Below are 14,757 nucleotides of genomic sequence, written 5' to 3' on the forward strand. Positions count from 1 at the left end.
CATAATTTAGTAAATCATTGTCTAGGAAAATCCTGAGAAGTAACGAACGAACATAAAACGGAGGAAAGTGAATGAAAGTAGAGATCAGGCAAGCCGTAGATAGTGACAGAGATATTTTTATCGAGTATGCTGTTAAATTAAGCAACTTCAATCGAAATAATCATTCAAATGAATGTACATACGATAATTATGAAAGCGTTATTCATACAATAAAACAGAATGCATATGAAACATTTAATAGTAGAAATGACGATACGCTAATCTTAATAGCAGAATTAGAAGGAACACCCGTTGGATATGCCTTAGGCAGAATTTTTGAAGAAAATGAAGCAGCAGATAATGGAACAGGCAGGATGGGTCTTTTTGATGAACTATTTTTGGAGGATGCTGCTAGAGGACATGGTCTGGGACAAAGACTATTAGACGAGACGGTAAATTGGATGAAAGATAAAGGGATTAATAGAATTAAATTACATGCTTATTCATGGAATGATCATGCGAAAAAATTATACGCCAGAAATGGCTTTAAGGAATATGCAGTATCCTATGAAACATTTATTTAGAAAGTCAATTGACCTTTGATTTGTTATCGTAACGCAAAAACGTGTCACAAAATAGGGTATTATTTTCTCTTTGTATTGCCAAGAAGTAATACCCTAGTCATTTTCCTTCTTAATGCACCAATGATGCTCTCAAATTACTCATGCCATTTTCCAAATATCCTTTTAAACAAGTTAGCATATACACCCAACCTTCTTTTTGCTGGATCATTTTATTTACTATTTCAGGGTCATCTGCTCTCAAACCAGATTCGCTCACCTCAACAACGGTACTCGTATCGTCCATCTCTTTCAGTGTGATTGTAACAATTGTTTCTTGATTTTCTGCTCCCCATGAAAACACGATTTTCTTATTTTCTTCGACCTCCAGCACATGGACGGAACCTTCTGCATTGTATTCATCATACCTCCAGATTATCGTCTTTCCTGGTTCCATTCTTCCTGTTCCGGATGAAAACCAGAAATTAGCCATCTTTTCAGGGTTTACAAATGCTTCATATACCTCATGAGCAGGCTTTGAAATTTTCATTTTTGTAGTAATTTGAGTATCCATAATTATTTTCACTCCTTCTAAATATTTAACATTTTTTTCATTTTACCATTAATATAAGCTTGGAACCTACCATTGCAATAAGATGATCATCGCATGCCTTTTTGAAAACCTATTAAAAGAGTGGCATGGGCAGAGGACTTTATTAAGTCAAAAATTCAGAAGAATAACAAAAGATTCTGGAACTGTAAATGTGAGACTGTTATAATCGAATTTATATTTTAAAAAATTAGAATTCTCAAAGAACAGCAACATGACGCAAATTCACAGTAAAGGGGAATGTCCATGAATCTCTACGGATCAGAAAAAATTAGAAAAATGACTTCCAGCATCTTTCAGGAGGTGGTAGACCGAAAGCAGGCTGCTGTTTTGAAAGGGAAAGATGTGATCGATCTTAGCATCGGGAGCCCGGATTTCCCGCCACCATCATTTGTAGTTGATACCCTGGTTGAATATTCGAAGGATCCTGAAAGATACGGGTATACATTGAAAGGGATCAGTGAATTCAATGAGGCAGTTAAGTATTTTTATCAGCAGCGTTATGGTGTTGAACTGGATGATGAAAATGAAGTCCTGCAGCTTATGGGTTCTCAGGATGGACTCGCTCATCTTGCCACAGCGATCATTGATCCAGGTGATTATGTACTTGTGCCGGATCCCGGGTACCCAATCTATGAAGCTAGTGTAACGATTGCTGGCGGGCTCATCCATCCAATGCCACTGCTTGCAGAGAATAAATTTCTCCCTAAACTTAATGAAATTCCAGAAAACGTTTTACATAAGACGAAAATGATGGTTTTAAGCTACCCGGGAAATCCTGTTACTGCGCTTGCTGACCATAGCTTTTTCGAAGAGGTTATCCAGTTTGCCAAGCTGCATAATATCCTGGTTGTGCATGATTTTGCATATTCTGAGCTTATCTATGATGGAAACCCGCAAATCAGTTTCATGTCAGTGCCTGGTGCTAAGGAAGTGGGAGTAGAGTTCAATTCGCTTTCGAAAACGTTTAATATGGCAGGCTGCCGAATTGGTTATGTGGTAGGCAATCGACAAGTCATTGACATTCTGGCTTCTTTTAAATCACATATCGACTATGGGATCTTTTATCCGATTCAGATGGCAGCAGTTGCTGCCTTGACTTCTGATTATTCGTTTCTGCAGGACCAGGTAAGGCAATATGAAAGTCGCAGGGATGCTTTAGTTTTAGGATTAAGAAATAGCGGGTGGCAGGTCGCTAATTCCCCAGCAACGATGTTTGTCTGGGCAAAAATTCCTGCCGGATGGAAATCCCGTGATTTTGCCTTCGAGTTGATTGAACAGGAAGGAATTGCAGTCGTCCCGGGTGACGCTTTCGGCAATCAAGGGGAGGGCTATGTTCGTATCGCGATGGTACAGCCGCCAGAAAGACTTACAGAAGCAGCCGAGCGTGTGAACCGGTTTATGCTTGAGCATTCCTTATAGTATTGTAAAATATTTCGGTATACGAATTGACTTTTATATAAATTTAGAATATTATCACTTTATTGAACTAAAATTTAATACATATTGTCTTCTTATCAAGAGAGGTGGAGGGAAAGGCCCTGCGAAACCTCGGCAACAGGTTCACATGAACACTGTGCCAATTCCTGCGAACTTTTTGTTCGAAAGATAAGGAGAGAGTTTGCGAAAGCTCTCTTCTTTGTGAAGGGAGCTTTTGTTTTTTGGGGGCTTTGTTAAGTCTCTATCTTATTAATACAATACCTACTTAATGGGTTGGTAAAGTAAGGATTATGTGAGCAGAGGAGAGATCAGGGATGAAATATGGATTTTGGCTGCCGATTTTTGGCGGATGGTTAAGGAATGTTGAGGATGAAAAGATGCCACCAACTTTTGAATATGCCAAGACAGTGATTCAATCAGCAGAGCAATGGGGTTATTCTACAACACTAATCGCTGAGCTCTACTTAAATGATATTAAAGGTCCTGAGCATGATTCACTTGAAGCTTGGACAACGGCTGCCGCACTTGCTTCTGTTACGGAAAAAATAGAAATAATGGCTGCCGTCCGTCCTGGTTTTCACAATCCGGCTATCACTGCAAAGATGGCCGCGAATATTGATCAGATCAGCAAAGGACGTTTCACTCTGAATGTCGTTTCTGCCTGGTGGGAAGAAGAGGCACGCCAATATGGAGGCATTTTCACCGAGCATGATGAGAGATATGAAAGGACCACTGAATTCATCGATGTTCTAAAGGGACTTTGGAGCGAAGAAAGTTTTTCGTACGAGGGAAAATATTATCAACTGAAAGATACAAAGCTTTTCCCGAAACCGGTTCAGCGCCCAAATCCAATTTTGTACGCTGGCGGTGAAAGTGAGAAGGGGAAACAGACGATTGTTGAGAAATGCGATGCTTATGTGATGCATGGAGGAACGGTTGAAGAAATTCAGCGGAAAATCACCGATATGAAAATCCGCCGAGATGCAACCGGGAATGCAGAACTGTCAGAGTTCGGAATGGCAGCGTATGTCATTTGCCGTGATACTGAGGAAGAAGCCCGCGCTGAATTAGAGCGAATCACGAATGTGAAGGAATCCAGCGCCTATGCTGGATTTAAGGATTTTACGAGCAAATCCCAGCTCGAACAGCAGATCCAGCTTCAGGATTATTCCGTTTCCAATCGTGGTTTGAGGCCGAATCTGGTGGGCACGCCAGAGCAGATTGCAGAACGCATTTTACAGTATGAGGAGGCAGGACTTGGATTGCTTCTCCTGCAATTCTCACCTCAGTTAGAGGAAATGAATCGTTTCGCGAAAGATGTCATGCCTCTTGTCGAGGAGAAAAGAGAACGTTTGACAGTTTGATGAAATCTAGATTTCCTTTTTTTACTGAATGTAAAACAATTTCGTTTTTTGGTTAAACTGCTCTTTTTAGAGAGGCTATCGAGTGGGAAAAAATGGCTCGAAGCTTAGTAAGAACGGAAACAATGGTTAAAGGATCTTTTCTGCCTTATATTTGAGATGGATTCTACTAAATAAAACGAGTGAATTTTTCACTCTTAATCTTTAAAATGATAGAGAGTAAAAAGGAGAGAAAGAATTTGAGCAAAGTTTATGTCATACATGAAAATAGCGAATGGACGATCCATTTAACGAAGAGGTTGGAGGAACTGGGTGTGCCATTTGAGGAATGGCATCTTGATGAGGGCTTGCTGGATTTATCAACTGAGCCGCCCGAGGGGATTTTTTATAGCAGAATGAGCGCGTCCTCCCATACAAGAGGCCATCGCTATGCACCTGAATATGCTTCGCAGGTTTTAGCCTGGCTGGAAGCCCACGGACGGAAGGTGCATAACGGAACACGGGCTCTTGATTTAGAGGTAAGCAAGGTCAAGCAGTATTTGGAGCTGAATAAACATGGGGTCAGGACGCCAAAGACGGTTGCGGCTGTTGGCAAAAATCAGATTCTCGAGGCAGCTGTCGCTTTTCAAGGAAGACCGTTCATTACCAAGCATAATCGCGCGGGGAAGGGCCTCGGTGTCCAGCTGTTCCAATCTGTAGAAGCGTTGAGGACATATGTTGAGGGACCTGCTTTTGAAGAACCGGTTGATGGTGTTACACTCATCCAGGAATATATTTATTCACCCGAAAGCTATATCACTAGATGTGAGTTCGTTGGCGGCGAGTTTGTATATGCGGTAAGAGTGGATACATCAGAAGGGTTTGAATTATGCCCGGCGGACGCTTGTCAAATCGGTGACGTATTCTGTCCGGTGGGAGAGGAAGCAGAAGAGAAGCCGAAGTTCCAGATAACCGAAGGATTCAATGACCCGATCATTGAAAAATATAAAAGGGTACTTGAAGCAAATAATATCAGCGTGGCTGGAATCGAATTTATCCGAAATGAACAAGGAGACATTTTCACTTACGATATCAATACTAATACGAACTATAATGCAGATGCAGAAGCTATAGCAGGCAAATACGGGATGCTGGAGCTGGCGAAATTTTTAGGAGAAGAGTTACTGCAGAATGAAAAGAAGGTTAGAGTAATGTTATTAGCGTGAAATTCTTAATTTATCAGTGTTTTATACTATTTAACATGCTCTGAGGATCGTTTGAAAAGTACTAAAAACATTGCCCTGGTATTGGACCGCGGTATTTTGTTTAGGATATTATCCCGTAGTTTGTTGCTTTTTTCATACTATTTAATCCTTGATACAATTCGTTATATATTTTTAACTAGTTAGGTTTTTTAAAATTGAAACCTAACTAGTTAAAAACAGGGTATTATTCCTCTAATTGATCACAAATAACAGCTAATCGTCTAATTTCTTTACACATATTTTGATTCAGAGGATAAGCTGCTTCTAAATAATCCAAAATTTTAAGAGCAGATTCCGAAACTCGCTGATATCCTTGTAACATTTCTCCCACCATTCCTGCGAATCCTGGAAACCTTTTCTCCAGGCGTCTCTCATTACCAAAAATATCTGGGTAATACTCTACTTCCTTTTCAATTAGATGGAGCACGGATAGAACATTATCTAATGCGTGGTTTTGGATAAACTTCATAGCGGATAGCTTTTCACCTCTAGCATACCTGCAAAGTCCCACATATAAATTAGTCAGGGCTTCGTTTATAGCAAAGCTTAGTGACTCTTGGCGTACCGATGGGGCTTCTCTTAAAGGAGATACAATTTCTAGATTATTAAAGGAAGGATCTTTCCATACAATACGTCCAGGAGAAAAAAGAATTTCTCCCATTTCCTCTTCTTCGAATACCGCAAATTCACCATATATTCCATCATCAAATAAAATCTTATAACCATCTTTTGTATTTTTAAATGAATAAGCCAAAGGGTGAACAGATTCAAGCCAATCTAATTGGTCAATAAATCTTGTTTTCAAAGTGGGCTTTACGATAACAAAAAAGTCTAAATCAGAATATTCATCTAAACGGCCAATCTCATTTCCAACTGAACCAAGTCCTAGTAAAAGTAATGCATCATCAGTTTTTTCTAAACTTGTACCAATCTGGTTGAGTCTTTCTAATAAAAGGTTTTTTTTCACTTTTGCATCCCTCTTTCACTTAACCCGTTTTACGAAAGGTTGTTACTATTGTTTTACAATTAACTAACTTACCCTTTAACGGAATATCCATTATTAATAACAATATCATAAAAGCCCTACTAAAACGCTGAAGTTCAATAAGTCATCCAACGATAAAAATGATGATTGGCAAACCAATTATCACCTTAAAGAGCACCAACATTTTATTAAGGACTATAGCTATTGTTCTTCAGCTAAGAAAGCTGATAATTAGTTGACTAATTTGGCTCAAAAATAGTTTGAAATCCTTGCTGAATAAATTACCCCTTGTCTAAATAAAAATTACTATCTTTATTAAGTAGCCTTTGTTTACAATGCTTACCGGGGCTGTTTCTTGATATGTGAAGGAAGTGTTAAGCTATTTGTTGAATACATAATCTTATAACATCGTATTTGTATGTTTTAAGAGGAAGTGAAAGTATTGCGTAATCAATTAAAAGTTGAAAAATTTAAAGATTTACGCGCTGACTGCAGAAATTGTTTTGGTTTATGTTGTGTAGCGTTGCCTTATGCGAAATCAGTCGATTTTGCTTTTAATAAAGAGGGTGGTACTCCCTGTCAAAACCTGCAAGCAGATTTTCGCTGCAGCATCCATAAAAACCTTCGCAGCAAAGGATTCAAAGGGTGCACGGTTTATGAATGCTTTGGAGCTGGCCAAAAGGTTTCCCAGTTCACATATAACGGGATGGATTGGCGTGAAAATCCTGCATCTGCTAAAGAAATGTTCGATGTATTTCCCATTATGCAGCAGATTCATGAAATGTTTTGTTATTTGCATGCGGCGCTTTCCTTTGTGGAAGCGAAGCCGCTTCATACCGATTTTTTGGTTGCTCTTGAAAAAACAAAAGATCTTACCACTCTGGAACCTTCTGCTATACTAAGCCTTGATATTCAGGACCACAGGGCAATAGTGAATGATTTGCTTTTACAGACCAGTGAAATGGTCCGTTCAAAAGTGAAAAATAAGAACAAAAGGGTAAAACGGGGAAGCAGTTTTATAGGTACAAAAATGCGAAGGGAGAACCTTAGAGGTGCTAATTTGCGTGGAGCTCTCATGATTGCCGCTGAATTAAAGGAACCAGATTTAAGAGATTGTGATTTTATCGGAGCCGATTTGAGAGACACCGATTTAAGCGGTGCTAACCTTGCAGGAAGTTTTTTTCTGACCCAAGCACAGATTAATTCAGCAAAAGGTGATAAACGTACAAAGTTGCCGGTAGGTCTGAAAAAACCTGATCACTGGTAAATGATACATGATGAAACATGGTAACATGATTATTTTTAAAGATAAAGGAATGAAAAAGCTGACGCAGAATACTAATGATGTTGGAACATTATTCACTTAGGGGGAAGGGACATGTTTAAAACATTGAATCGGTTTATGGAATCATGGGAATTTGAAGCAGCTTCTACTCAAAAAGCCCTTAATCAATTAACGGATGAATCGTTGTCTCAGGAAATAACTTCAGAGAATTGGAACTTGGGTCGAATCGCATGGCATATCGTAACAGCGATAAAAGTAATGTCCTCCCAGTCCGGACTTTCGTTTGAAGCACCTGCGAAGGACTACCCTGTGCCTGATTCTGCAAGATTTATTGCTGAGTCCTATGGGCAGGCAAGTAATGCTTTTGCTGATGCCTTAAAAACGCAGTGGACTGACGAAAATCTTGATGAAGTGATCGATTTCTTTGGAAATAAGATGACAAAAGGAACACTTCTATACTTCTTAATTCAGCATCAGATTCACCATCGAGGACAAATGACCGTATTAATGCGCCAGGCAGGATTACGTGTACCAGGGATTTATGGTCCATCCAAAGAGGAATGGACTCAGATTGGGATGGAAGCTCCCCAGATGTGAGGCAATTTTTTATGGAGTGAGGAAGGGCATGACACCAATTATCATAAGCACCGAACGATTAATACTTAGAAAAATGGAAAAGAACGATGCAGGCAAGCTTCTCGAGATTTTTTCTGACCCTGTGGCGATGGCGTACTATCCTTCTACTAAAAACGTAAAAGAAACAAATGCCTGGATTGAATGGACATTAAACAATTATGAGGATCATGGGGTAGGTCTTTGGATCGCAGAAGACAAGGAAACAGGAGAGTTTTTAGGGCAATGCGGAATTGTTCGTCAGATAGTGGATGAAGAGTCCAGAATGGAAATCGGATATCTGTTTGCTAGACGAGTGTGGGGAAATGGCTATGCGACGGAAGCGGCAACAGCTTGTAAAAAATATGGCTTCGAGCATTTGAATCAAAGTGAAATGATTTCATTGGTGGATGTTAACAATCATCCCTCTGCAAAGGTTGCGGAACGAATTGGCATGACGATTAAAAAGAAGATTATTAAATGGGGAAAAGAGATACTTGTTTACTCTGTGTCAAAATAAGCTCGAAATTAAAGTGTTAGTTCATGCAGCCGCAGTGAATATCACTGCGGCTAATTCTGATGCCACATTTCTAAAATCTCCACAATTCTTTTCCTGGTGCTGACTCCCTCGTTTTTAAACATCAAGCGAAAATATAAGGCTTTCAAGAAATTGCTTGAGTTGGTCTTTTTTCTAAAAATGGATAAAGAAAATCCATTTGGATTTTGCATTTCACTGAGATGATCAGGTAGGCTTGTAATCCATTTTTCTAGTACACTCTCATCCATTCCCTTGTCTAAAAGAGCTTCGACTGCATAAATAAGTCGTTCATCCTCTCGATCAGTGTATGCTGCTTCCTTAAGTATGCAGCCAATAATCGTTTTAAGGCAGTCGTCTGCCAAATCCATTTCAAATAGGGGGTGCTTGATCGCTTCATCCAATAGATCCGCACCATGGGCAATGCTATGCGCCCAGCCTTTTCCTTCCACAAATCCCCGAGTATCCTTTTCTTTATTTAAATAAAGCAGACTGCTTTCAATTGCGTGGAGGACTAACGCATCGGAAAGAAAACGTTCACTGCTGTCTTTTCCTAAAATAAGCGCAACAATGAGGGAAGAAAACGCTCTTGTGAAAACTGAATCATCATTCGTGCTGCCAATGCTTAAAAACAAGTGATTTTCGTCAAGACAGGTTTCCAATAAATGAGTCAGCTGTCGTTCATTAAGATAATCTTGTTTAATTAAATAGTAAAAAGAAGTATAGATCAGCTTGTCTCTTAACTCAGAGTCAGTGGAACCGATATGGTCTGCCATTTGCTGAATAAGTTGATTGAGATCCTTATTTTTAATGGTTTCAGGCTGCTTAAAATCAAGATCTTTCAGTTCTTCTTTTAATAAAAGAGCTGTATTTTCCATAATCACCAATCCTAGTTTTTGTTTAAGTATACTTTAACATAATTTTCCTGAATCGACTCTCTAAAGCATTTCATTTTTAATAGTTAATATATCCGCAATTAAAGAGGAGATTTTGTAACGGCTGAAGCAAGAACGGGTACATGTGTGTTCAGGGAATTTATACCAGCTGTATTTGCAGATGTACACGATCATGGTTTTAATACGATCACGGAGGATGATCATCGCTTCGTACCAATCCAGGTGGCTGCAGTAGTAGCGGATCCTTTTCCAGATCCATTCAGTGGTAAACAATATAAAGTGATAAAGATGTTTTAAACCTTGGAAAGCAGGGGGAGACCGGCAGTAAAGTTGTTAATGATTAAAATGCAGTTCTTATCCATAAGCTAAGCCCGGGTGATAAAAATGGAAAAAATACTTTCCATCCTTCTATGGATTGGCTGTATTGGAATGTTATCTTTTGCGTATGAGGATTACCTTGACACTGAATTTTCATTTCATGAAGAAGAGGGAATCATAGCGGGCAAAGGTGTGGGTAAGAATGTGAAAAATATCTATGGCAATTACGATATTGAAAACGAATATTGGCTGCAGATTAATGGTGAAAAAATAGTTGTACGAAAAGAGCTTTACGATTCTGTTGATGCCGATGAAGCAGTAAGGGTGAACAGAACGAAATACGGAACAATGATCGAAACCCAATAAAACGAGGGAAAAGAAACTCCTTTATCGCAGGAGTTTCTTTTTTAGATATAAATAGTTAGCTTACGATTGTGACTTAACATCCTTGCCAGCGCTAAGTAAAAAAAGGAAAGTCCATTCGATACAAAAGAGGGTCAACCCTAGCAGAACATCAATCAATTTATCTCTCATTGCTGCCAACTCCTTGTTGTTAGTACAAGAGTAATTATAATTCCATTGAGGATACCATGATCATTTCGAAATTGATCATTTGATGAACGAAAAGGGGACAATATGTGAACAAAATGAAATGGTTTTCAAATTCTGAGATCCATCTGCTCATTTACCATGTATCGCCGCGTTCCTTCTTTAAGGCTCGGATTTTTCCAGTCCATTCATCGACTTGCTGGCGAATTTCTTTGCTTTTTGCGTCTGCTTTTTCTTTATTCCTTTTGGAAAGAGCATGATGACGGACAGTTTAAAGTGAATACAAGCCTGTAAATCTAGTCGACTGCCTAAAATAATAAGGAACCCAACCTTTTTGGGTGGGTTCCTTCAGCAAGTCAGTTGAATGGGATGCTTTCTACTACCATGGAAGCTCTATATCCATTTTCTTAGCAAGTTCCCTGCTTTTTTTCCTTCTCTTCTTCCTGTTTTCGGCTCTCTCAGCGGCACTTTCATGAAGCATGATTTCTTCTTGTGTACTAGGGATGACTTTTGGAATAGATACAGGCTTGCCTTCTTTTGAAAGGGCAACAAACGTCAAGAATGAAGTAGCTGCAAGTTTTCTTTCACCTGTCATCAGGTCTTCAGATATGACTTTTACAAATACCTCCATTGATGAAGTTCCCACCCATGTCACAAATGATTCGAGGCAAACAGAATGATCCTTTTGTATGGGAATCAGGAAGTCGACTGAATCAGTGGATGCCGTGACAATGTCACACCTTGCATGGCGGGATGCAGATATCGAAGCCACATCATCAATCATACTCATCAATTTTCCTCCGTAAAGCGTTCCATGGTTGTTCGTATCTAGGGGAAACACCCTGCTTGTTTTTATCACTTTTGAAGCAGAACACATCTTTGTTTCTTCATCCATTCCTTTTTCCTCTTTTCTTTCTTTTTTTTCTATTATATGTTTTTTCGTCTGACGTAGCCATTTAATACGTTAATAGAATTCATTGTCTATTTCCTGATTTTATGTAAATGAAGTTGAAGTACCATGACAGCTGCGGGTAGTTGCGTTAACAAAAAATTGTATCGAAGAAATGAAAAATTTATATCCGTTATCCAGAACCGCATAGGCATCCTCTTTTTTTCTTGTTAGGAGGTATTAGAAAATAATGGTATATAGAGGAATGGTTTTATATTAAAATGAGAGCAACAATAATTTTGTTGAATAAAAGTGGGGCAGTTAGGTTGGGTCAGGTTTTTGGGTTATTTTTTATCGTAATATTCGCAGCTATTTTATCTTTACTGTTGGTACGATATTTCTGGAAAAATAAAATTCTGCGTAAAAGTCAAAAGGCGATCAAGGAGGGAGGTATAGCGGAGTTAGTTGAATTACATGTGAATGGAACAAAACAATATATTCTCCTTGAAGGTAAAAGTGCAGCTAAGCCAATTATTTTGTTTTTACATGGAGGTCCTGGCCAGCCAATCCCATTCGGGGTAAGTTCAAGAGGCGTCTATCCGGAAATTGTCGAGAACTTCATCGCGGTTTATTATGATCAAAGAGGCTCTGGCAAAAGCTATCATAAGGATCTTCCAATTGAAAAAATGAATGTACATCAATTTGTGGAGGATACAAAACAAATTATTGATTACCTGACTGAACGGTTCGGTCAAGATAAGATTTTTTTATCTGGAATGTCCTGGGGATCCATCATCGGAATGAAGTGTGTTGAAGAACATCCCGAAAAAATTAAGGGCTATTTTGGCATATCCCAGTTTGTTAATAATACTGAAAATCAAAGATTATCTACAAAGTGGATAAGTGATATTGCGGTCAGTAAGAATGACAAGAAGCTTAAGGAAGATCTGGCATCATTTGGCCAGCCGCCATACACGATAGAAAAAGAAGAGAAATACAGCAAGTATATCAGCAAATATGGCGGAGATAATTACAGCGATGAAAAGATTAAAAAGGCAAACATCCTGAGCTATTTAAAACCTATATTCTCAAGTCCTGACTATACCTTGAAAGATATTTACAGTGTCCTCGTGAGCGGTGCGAAATTCAGCTTGTTTACAGCGGGGAATTTGCAAAAAGAGATTCAACAAGAAGTGGATTTACAAACAATAAGGAGAGTACATTCACCAATATATATATTCCAGGGGAAACATGATAAACTCACCAACTATGATTTAGCACTCGACTTTTTTAACAAATTAGAGGTACAGGGAGATAAAGAGTATATTACACTTGAAAAATCTGCCCATTATCCTAATGAGGAAGATTTTAAAATCATTATCGATAAATTGATGAAGGTTTCTAAAAGAAGATAACCGTTATATAGGAAGCGGTACGTACTTCCGCGGGTCTTTTGTATATTCTAATGAAACAATAAATCTTTTTTGTTTTATTATCATTTTAAAGGATAAAGGATATAGTAAAGGATTTAACCAAGTCTGATACTAGGAGGGATGTTCGATGCATCCTGTTATTCTGTTTGACGGAGTATGCAACTTCTGTGATGCGAGTGTCCAGTTTATTTTAAACCGCGATCCAAAAGGGATTTTCCAATTTGCTTCGCTGCAGAGTGAAGCTGGGCAGAATCTGGTGAAAAAGCACAATGTACCTGCTGATGTCGACAGCATGATTTTAATTGAAGATGATAAGGTATATTATAAATCGACTGCGGCGCTGAGAATCAGCCGCCACTTGCAAGGGGCATGGAAATGGCTGTACGGCTTTATCATCATTCCAAGTCCGATAAGGAACATCGTTTACGACCTGATTGCCAAGAATCGATACAAATGGTTTGGGCAAAAGGAAAGTTGCATGCTGCCACCGCCAAATATTAGGAAACGGTTCTTATAAGAGCCGTTTCTCTTTACGGTGAACCCTGGCCGTATTGATGAATAAGAAAAAGAACGGAAAGCTACTGGATGCTTTTCCGTTCTTTTTTGATTATGAGGTAAAAGTGGAGTAAAGCCAATATTGGTTTGCAAGTGTACTAGCCATCATCTCCAGTCCTTTGCTCTCGGCTTGATGGATGGGCTGCCAGTCTTCAGTACCTGCTTCTTTTAAATAGATTTCATGATGCGGTGCCTGGTCGTGGATGCCAACAAGATCGAATTGCCCATCTTTGTAAAACGTTCCGCATACTATATAATCGATTGCCGGTGACATAACTAAAGGGTTACTGATGGAATGATGCAATTGAAACATAATTTTATCATCATCAGAAAATACCTTTTTAAGTTTGATTCCTTCATCTGAAGCATCCGCTTCTTCAATGAATTCTTCGTTTTTGTTAAACGCCTCTGTCTTGCCTACCTCCTTGCTTAACAAAGCAGAAGGGTTCTCTGAATCGATAAAGACGTCGGCCCTGGTGCGAAATTTAGAGGACTCAGGGTCAAAGCTGCGGTTGTCGCCTTTGAAATAGTGATCAGCAGAAGCAGGATTCGGATTTTGCAGCCACTCATCATTTAAAAAAGTGGTATAGCGCAGCTGCCACAGCCGTTCCTTATTACCTTCCGATTTTGCACCGACTGGTTTTAATAGCTGGTTGAGCGGACCAATCTTCTTTGTAATCGAAAATTCTTCTTTTGCTGCCATTTCAGTGGAAGAATCATTTTTTATGGCACCTACGGCATGAGCCACTAGCGATTTTATTTCCCACTTGATTTGATCTGAACGCTGCAAGGGTCTTTTTGCTTTTATCGTGTAAATGATTTCCTCATCAGATTTCAAATCAGCATCTGAATAAGAGCAGCAGTCAATTGTTTTCATTCTCACGCCATTTTTAAATATAGTGTACTCAGATACACCCTCTATCGGTTCCCACTCAAGACTGACCTGATGATTAGCAACAACAGAAGTCATGATGAGATCCTGAAGGACATTTTCTCTTTCTTTATAATCGACCGCCGTTCTTGTCTGGATTTTCAGTATTTCCTCTACATGATCATTCTCGTCCATTTTTTCAATTGAGTAAGTATAAAGCGTGCCTGGAATAAGGTTTCGGTCCATCAGTTTTGTGGCAGGTCCATTGTAAATGAGTTTATGATCGCGGTACACACGATATCGGCCAACACTCTCTGGCAAGGCAACTGAAATACTTGTAGGCTTTTGTTTTATAAGATCCATAATCCGTGAATGAGAGATGGACGCCGTTTTCCTCCGTCGATTAACAGAAGCAGCATAGAGTGTCCCGGCGATTCCAATAGCGGCAAGAGGCAAAATCCTTTTCGACATTTTCGATGTATTTAAAATCGGGTTATCGGACTTCATAAATTAATCACCTCTTTATTGAAAATTTGATCCTGCTATTTGTTTACCCATTATAAGTGTATAGAACGCATTTAAATGTGCTGTGTAGCAGAATGGCTTATGAAGAAAAGGGTATTAAGTTAAATATC

At 39.1% G+C, this 14,757-nt stretch carries 16 protein-coding genes and 1 riboswitch; of the genes, 11 read left to right on the plus strand and 5 right to left on the minus strand.

What is annotated here, in order from left to right:
- The first annotated feature begins 71 nt into the window (after window positions 1-71).
- Entirely contained in the window at window positions 72-563 is a 492-nt protein-coding gene (locus AABM38_RS10280; RefSeq protein ID WP_423410279.1) for a GNAT family N-acetyltransferase, read from the plus strand.
- Window positions 564-672: 109 nt separating this feature from the next.
- Here the strand turns inward: AABM38_RS10280 and AABM38_RS10285 are convergent, their stop codons facing one another.
- On the minus strand, window positions 673-1,113 hold the full coding sequence (locus AABM38_RS10285; protein ID WP_423410280.1) for an SRPBCC family protein: 441 nt from the start codon (window positions 1,111-1,113) through the stop codon (window positions 673-675).
- Window positions 1,114-1,395: 282 nt separating this feature from the next.
- Here AABM38_RS10285 and AABM38_RS10290 point away from each other — a divergent pair, with 282 nt between their 5' ends.
- The 3 genes from AABM38_RS10290 to AABM38_RS10300 all read left to right on the plus strand — a co-directional run bounded on the left by AABM38_RS10290 (window position 1,396) and on the right by AABM38_RS10300 (window position 5,155).
- Window positions 1,396-2,571: an LL-diaminopimelate aminotransferase gene (locus AABM38_RS10290; protein ID WP_423410281.1), complete on the plus strand. Its 1,176-nt coding sequence runs from the start codon at window positions 1,396-1,398 to the stop codon at window positions 2,569-2,571.
- 89 nt (window positions 2,572-2,660) lie between these two features.
- A riboswitch (SAM riboswitch) is annotated at window positions 2,661-2,764 on the plus strand.
- Window positions 2,765-2,903: 139 nt separating this feature from the next.
- Window positions 2,904-3,953 (plus strand): LLM class flavin-dependent oxidoreductase, encoded by a 1,050-nt coding sequence (locus AABM38_RS10295; RefSeq protein ID WP_423410282.1) that lies wholly within the window; start codon window positions 2,904-2,906, stop codon window positions 3,951-3,953.
- A 236-nt stretch (window positions 3,954-4,189) separates the two neighbouring features.
- Window positions 4,190-5,155 (plus strand): ATP-grasp domain-containing protein, encoded by a 966-nt coding sequence (locus AABM38_RS10300; RefSeq protein WP_423410283.1) that lies wholly within the window; start codon window positions 4,190-4,192, stop codon window positions 5,153-5,155.
- A 223-nt stretch (window positions 5,156-5,378) separates the two neighbouring features.
- On the opposite strand, the gene AABM38_RS10305 is transcribed toward AABM38_RS10300, so the two are convergent.
- On the minus strand, window positions 5,379-6,161 hold the full coding sequence (locus AABM38_RS10305; protein WP_423410284.1) for a hypothetical protein: 783 nt from the start codon (window positions 6,159-6,161) through the stop codon (window positions 5,379-5,381).
- A gap of 460 nt (window positions 6,162-6,621) precedes the next feature.
- Here AABM38_RS10305 and AABM38_RS10310 point away from each other — a divergent pair, with 460 nt between their 5' ends.
- The 3 genes from AABM38_RS10310 (at window position 6,622) to AABM38_RS10320 (ending at window position 8,596) form a co-directional block, all read left to right on the plus strand.
- Window positions 6,622-7,446 (plus strand): pentapeptide repeat-containing protein, encoded by an 825-nt coding sequence (locus AABM38_RS10310; RefSeq protein ID WP_423410285.1) that lies wholly within the window; start codon window positions 6,622-6,624, stop codon window positions 7,444-7,446.
- 111 nt (window positions 7,447-7,557) lie between these two features.
- The gene (locus AABM38_RS10315) at window positions 7,558-8,061 is read left to right on the plus strand and encodes a DinB family protein (RefSeq protein ID WP_423410286.1); all 504 of its coding nucleotides are present in this window, start codon (window positions 7,558-7,560) and stop codon (window positions 8,059-8,061) included.
- A gap of 28 nt (window positions 8,062-8,089) precedes the next feature.
- The gene (locus AABM38_RS10320; protein ID WP_423410287.1) at window positions 8,090-8,596 is read left to right on the plus strand and encodes a GNAT family N-acetyltransferase; all 507 of its coding nucleotides are present in this window, start codon (window positions 8,090-8,092) and stop codon (window positions 8,594-8,596) included.
- A gap of 50 nt (window positions 8,597-8,646) precedes the next feature.
- Here AABM38_RS10320 and AABM38_RS10325 read toward each other — a convergent pair whose 3' ends face one another.
- Window positions 8,647-9,489, minus strand: coding sequence for a DUF2785 domain-containing protein (locus tag AABM38_RS10325; RefSeq protein ID WP_423410288.1), 843 nt, complete (start codon window positions 9,487-9,489; stop codon window positions 8,647-8,649).
- Between the two features lie 144 nt (window positions 9,490-9,633).
- Here AABM38_RS10325 and AABM38_RS10330 point away from each other — a divergent pair, with 144 nt between their 5' ends.
- Both AABM38_RS10330 and AABM38_RS10335 read left to right on the plus strand, forming a co-directional pair.
- Window positions 9,634-9,804: a hypothetical protein gene (locus AABM38_RS10330; protein WP_423410289.1), complete on the plus strand. Its 171-nt coding sequence runs from the start codon at window positions 9,634-9,636 to the stop codon at window positions 9,802-9,804.
- Window positions 9,805-9,891: 87 nt separating this feature from the next.
- Entirely contained in the window at window positions 9,892-10,191 is a 300-nt protein-coding gene (locus tag AABM38_RS10335) for a hypothetical protein (RefSeq protein ID WP_423410290.1), read from the plus strand.
- A 562-nt stretch (window positions 10,192-10,753) separates the two neighbouring features.
- On the opposite strand, the gene AABM38_RS10340 is transcribed toward AABM38_RS10335, so the two are convergent.
- Entirely contained in the window at window positions 10,754-11,269 is a 516-nt protein-coding gene (locus AABM38_RS10340; RefSeq protein WP_423410291.1) for an acyl-CoA thioesterase, read from the minus strand.
- A 320-nt stretch (window positions 11,270-11,589) separates the two neighbouring features.
- Here AABM38_RS10340 and AABM38_RS10345 point away from each other — a divergent pair, with 320 nt between their 5' ends.
- Together AABM38_RS10345 and AABM38_RS10350 are read left to right on the plus strand one after the other, a co-directional pair.
- The gene (locus AABM38_RS10345; RefSeq protein ID WP_423410292.1) at window positions 11,590-12,678 is read left to right on the plus strand and encodes an alpha/beta fold hydrolase; all 1,089 of its coding nucleotides are present in this window, start codon (window positions 11,590-11,592) and stop codon (window positions 12,676-12,678) included.
- 145 nt (window positions 12,679-12,823) lie between these two features.
- Complete coding sequence (locus tag AABM38_RS10350; protein WP_423410293.1) at window positions 12,824-13,213, plus strand: thiol-disulfide oxidoreductase DCC family protein; 390 nt, start codon at window positions 12,824-12,826, stop codon at window positions 13,211-13,213.
- A gap of 90 nt (window positions 13,214-13,303) precedes the next feature.
- On the opposite strand, the gene AABM38_RS10355 is transcribed toward AABM38_RS10350, so the two are convergent.
- On the minus strand, window positions 13,304-14,629 hold the full coding sequence (locus AABM38_RS10355; RefSeq protein WP_423410294.1) for a DUF3238 domain-containing protein: 1,326 nt from the start codon (window positions 14,627-14,629) through the stop codon (window positions 13,304-13,306).
- Window positions 14,630-14,757: the final 128 nt, after the last annotated feature.

It is taken from the genome of Heyndrickxia sp. MSNUG (assembly GCF_049532715.1).
Lineage (GTDB): Bacteria > Bacillota > Bacilli > Bacillales > Cytobacillaceae > Mesobacillus.

Excerpts from the sequence above, each read along its gene's own strand:
- AABM38_RS10285 (WP_423410280.1), bottom strand. The coding sequence starts at position 1,113 with ATGGATACTCAAATTACTACAAAAATGAAAATTTCAAAGCCTGCTCAT.
- AABM38_RS10290 (WP_423410281.1), top strand. The coding sequence starts at position 1,396 with ATGAATCTCTACGGATCAGAAAAAATTAGAAAAATGACTTCCAGCATC.
- AABM38_RS10340 (WP_423410291.1), bottom strand. The coding sequence starts at position 11,269 with ATGGATGAAGAAACAAAGATGTGTTCTGCTTCAAAAGTGATAAAAACA.
- AABM38_RS10320 (WP_423410287.1), top strand. The coding sequence starts at position 8,090 with ATGACACCAATTATCATAAGCACCGAACGATTAATACTTAGAAAAATG.
- AABM38_RS10350 (WP_423410293.1), top strand. The coding sequence starts at position 12,824 with ATGCATCCTGTTATTCTGTTTGACGGAGTATGCAACTTCTGTGATGCG.
- AABM38_RS10335 (WP_423410290.1), top strand. The coding sequence starts at position 9,892 with ATGGAAAAAATACTTTCCATCCTTCTATGGATTGGCTGTATTGGAATG.
- AABM38_RS10295 (WP_423410282.1), top strand. The coding sequence starts at position 2,904 with ATGAAATATGGATTTTGGCTGCCGATTTTTGGCGGATGGTTAAGGAAT.
- AABM38_RS10315 (WP_423410286.1), top strand. The coding sequence starts at position 7,558 with ATGTTTAAAACATTGAATCGGTTTATGGAATCATGGGAATTTGAAGCA.
- AABM38_RS10355 (WP_423410294.1), bottom strand. The coding sequence starts at position 14,629 with ATGAAGTCCGATAACCCGATTTTAAATACATCGAAAATGTCGAAAAGG.
- AABM38_RS10280 (WP_423410279.1), top strand. The coding sequence starts at position 72 with ATGAAAGTAGAGATCAGGCAAGCCGTAGATAGTGACAGAGATATTTTT.
- AABM38_RS10325 (WP_423410288.1), bottom strand. The coding sequence starts at position 9,489 with ATGGAAAATACAGCTCTTTTATTAAAAGAAGAACTGAAAGATCTTGAT.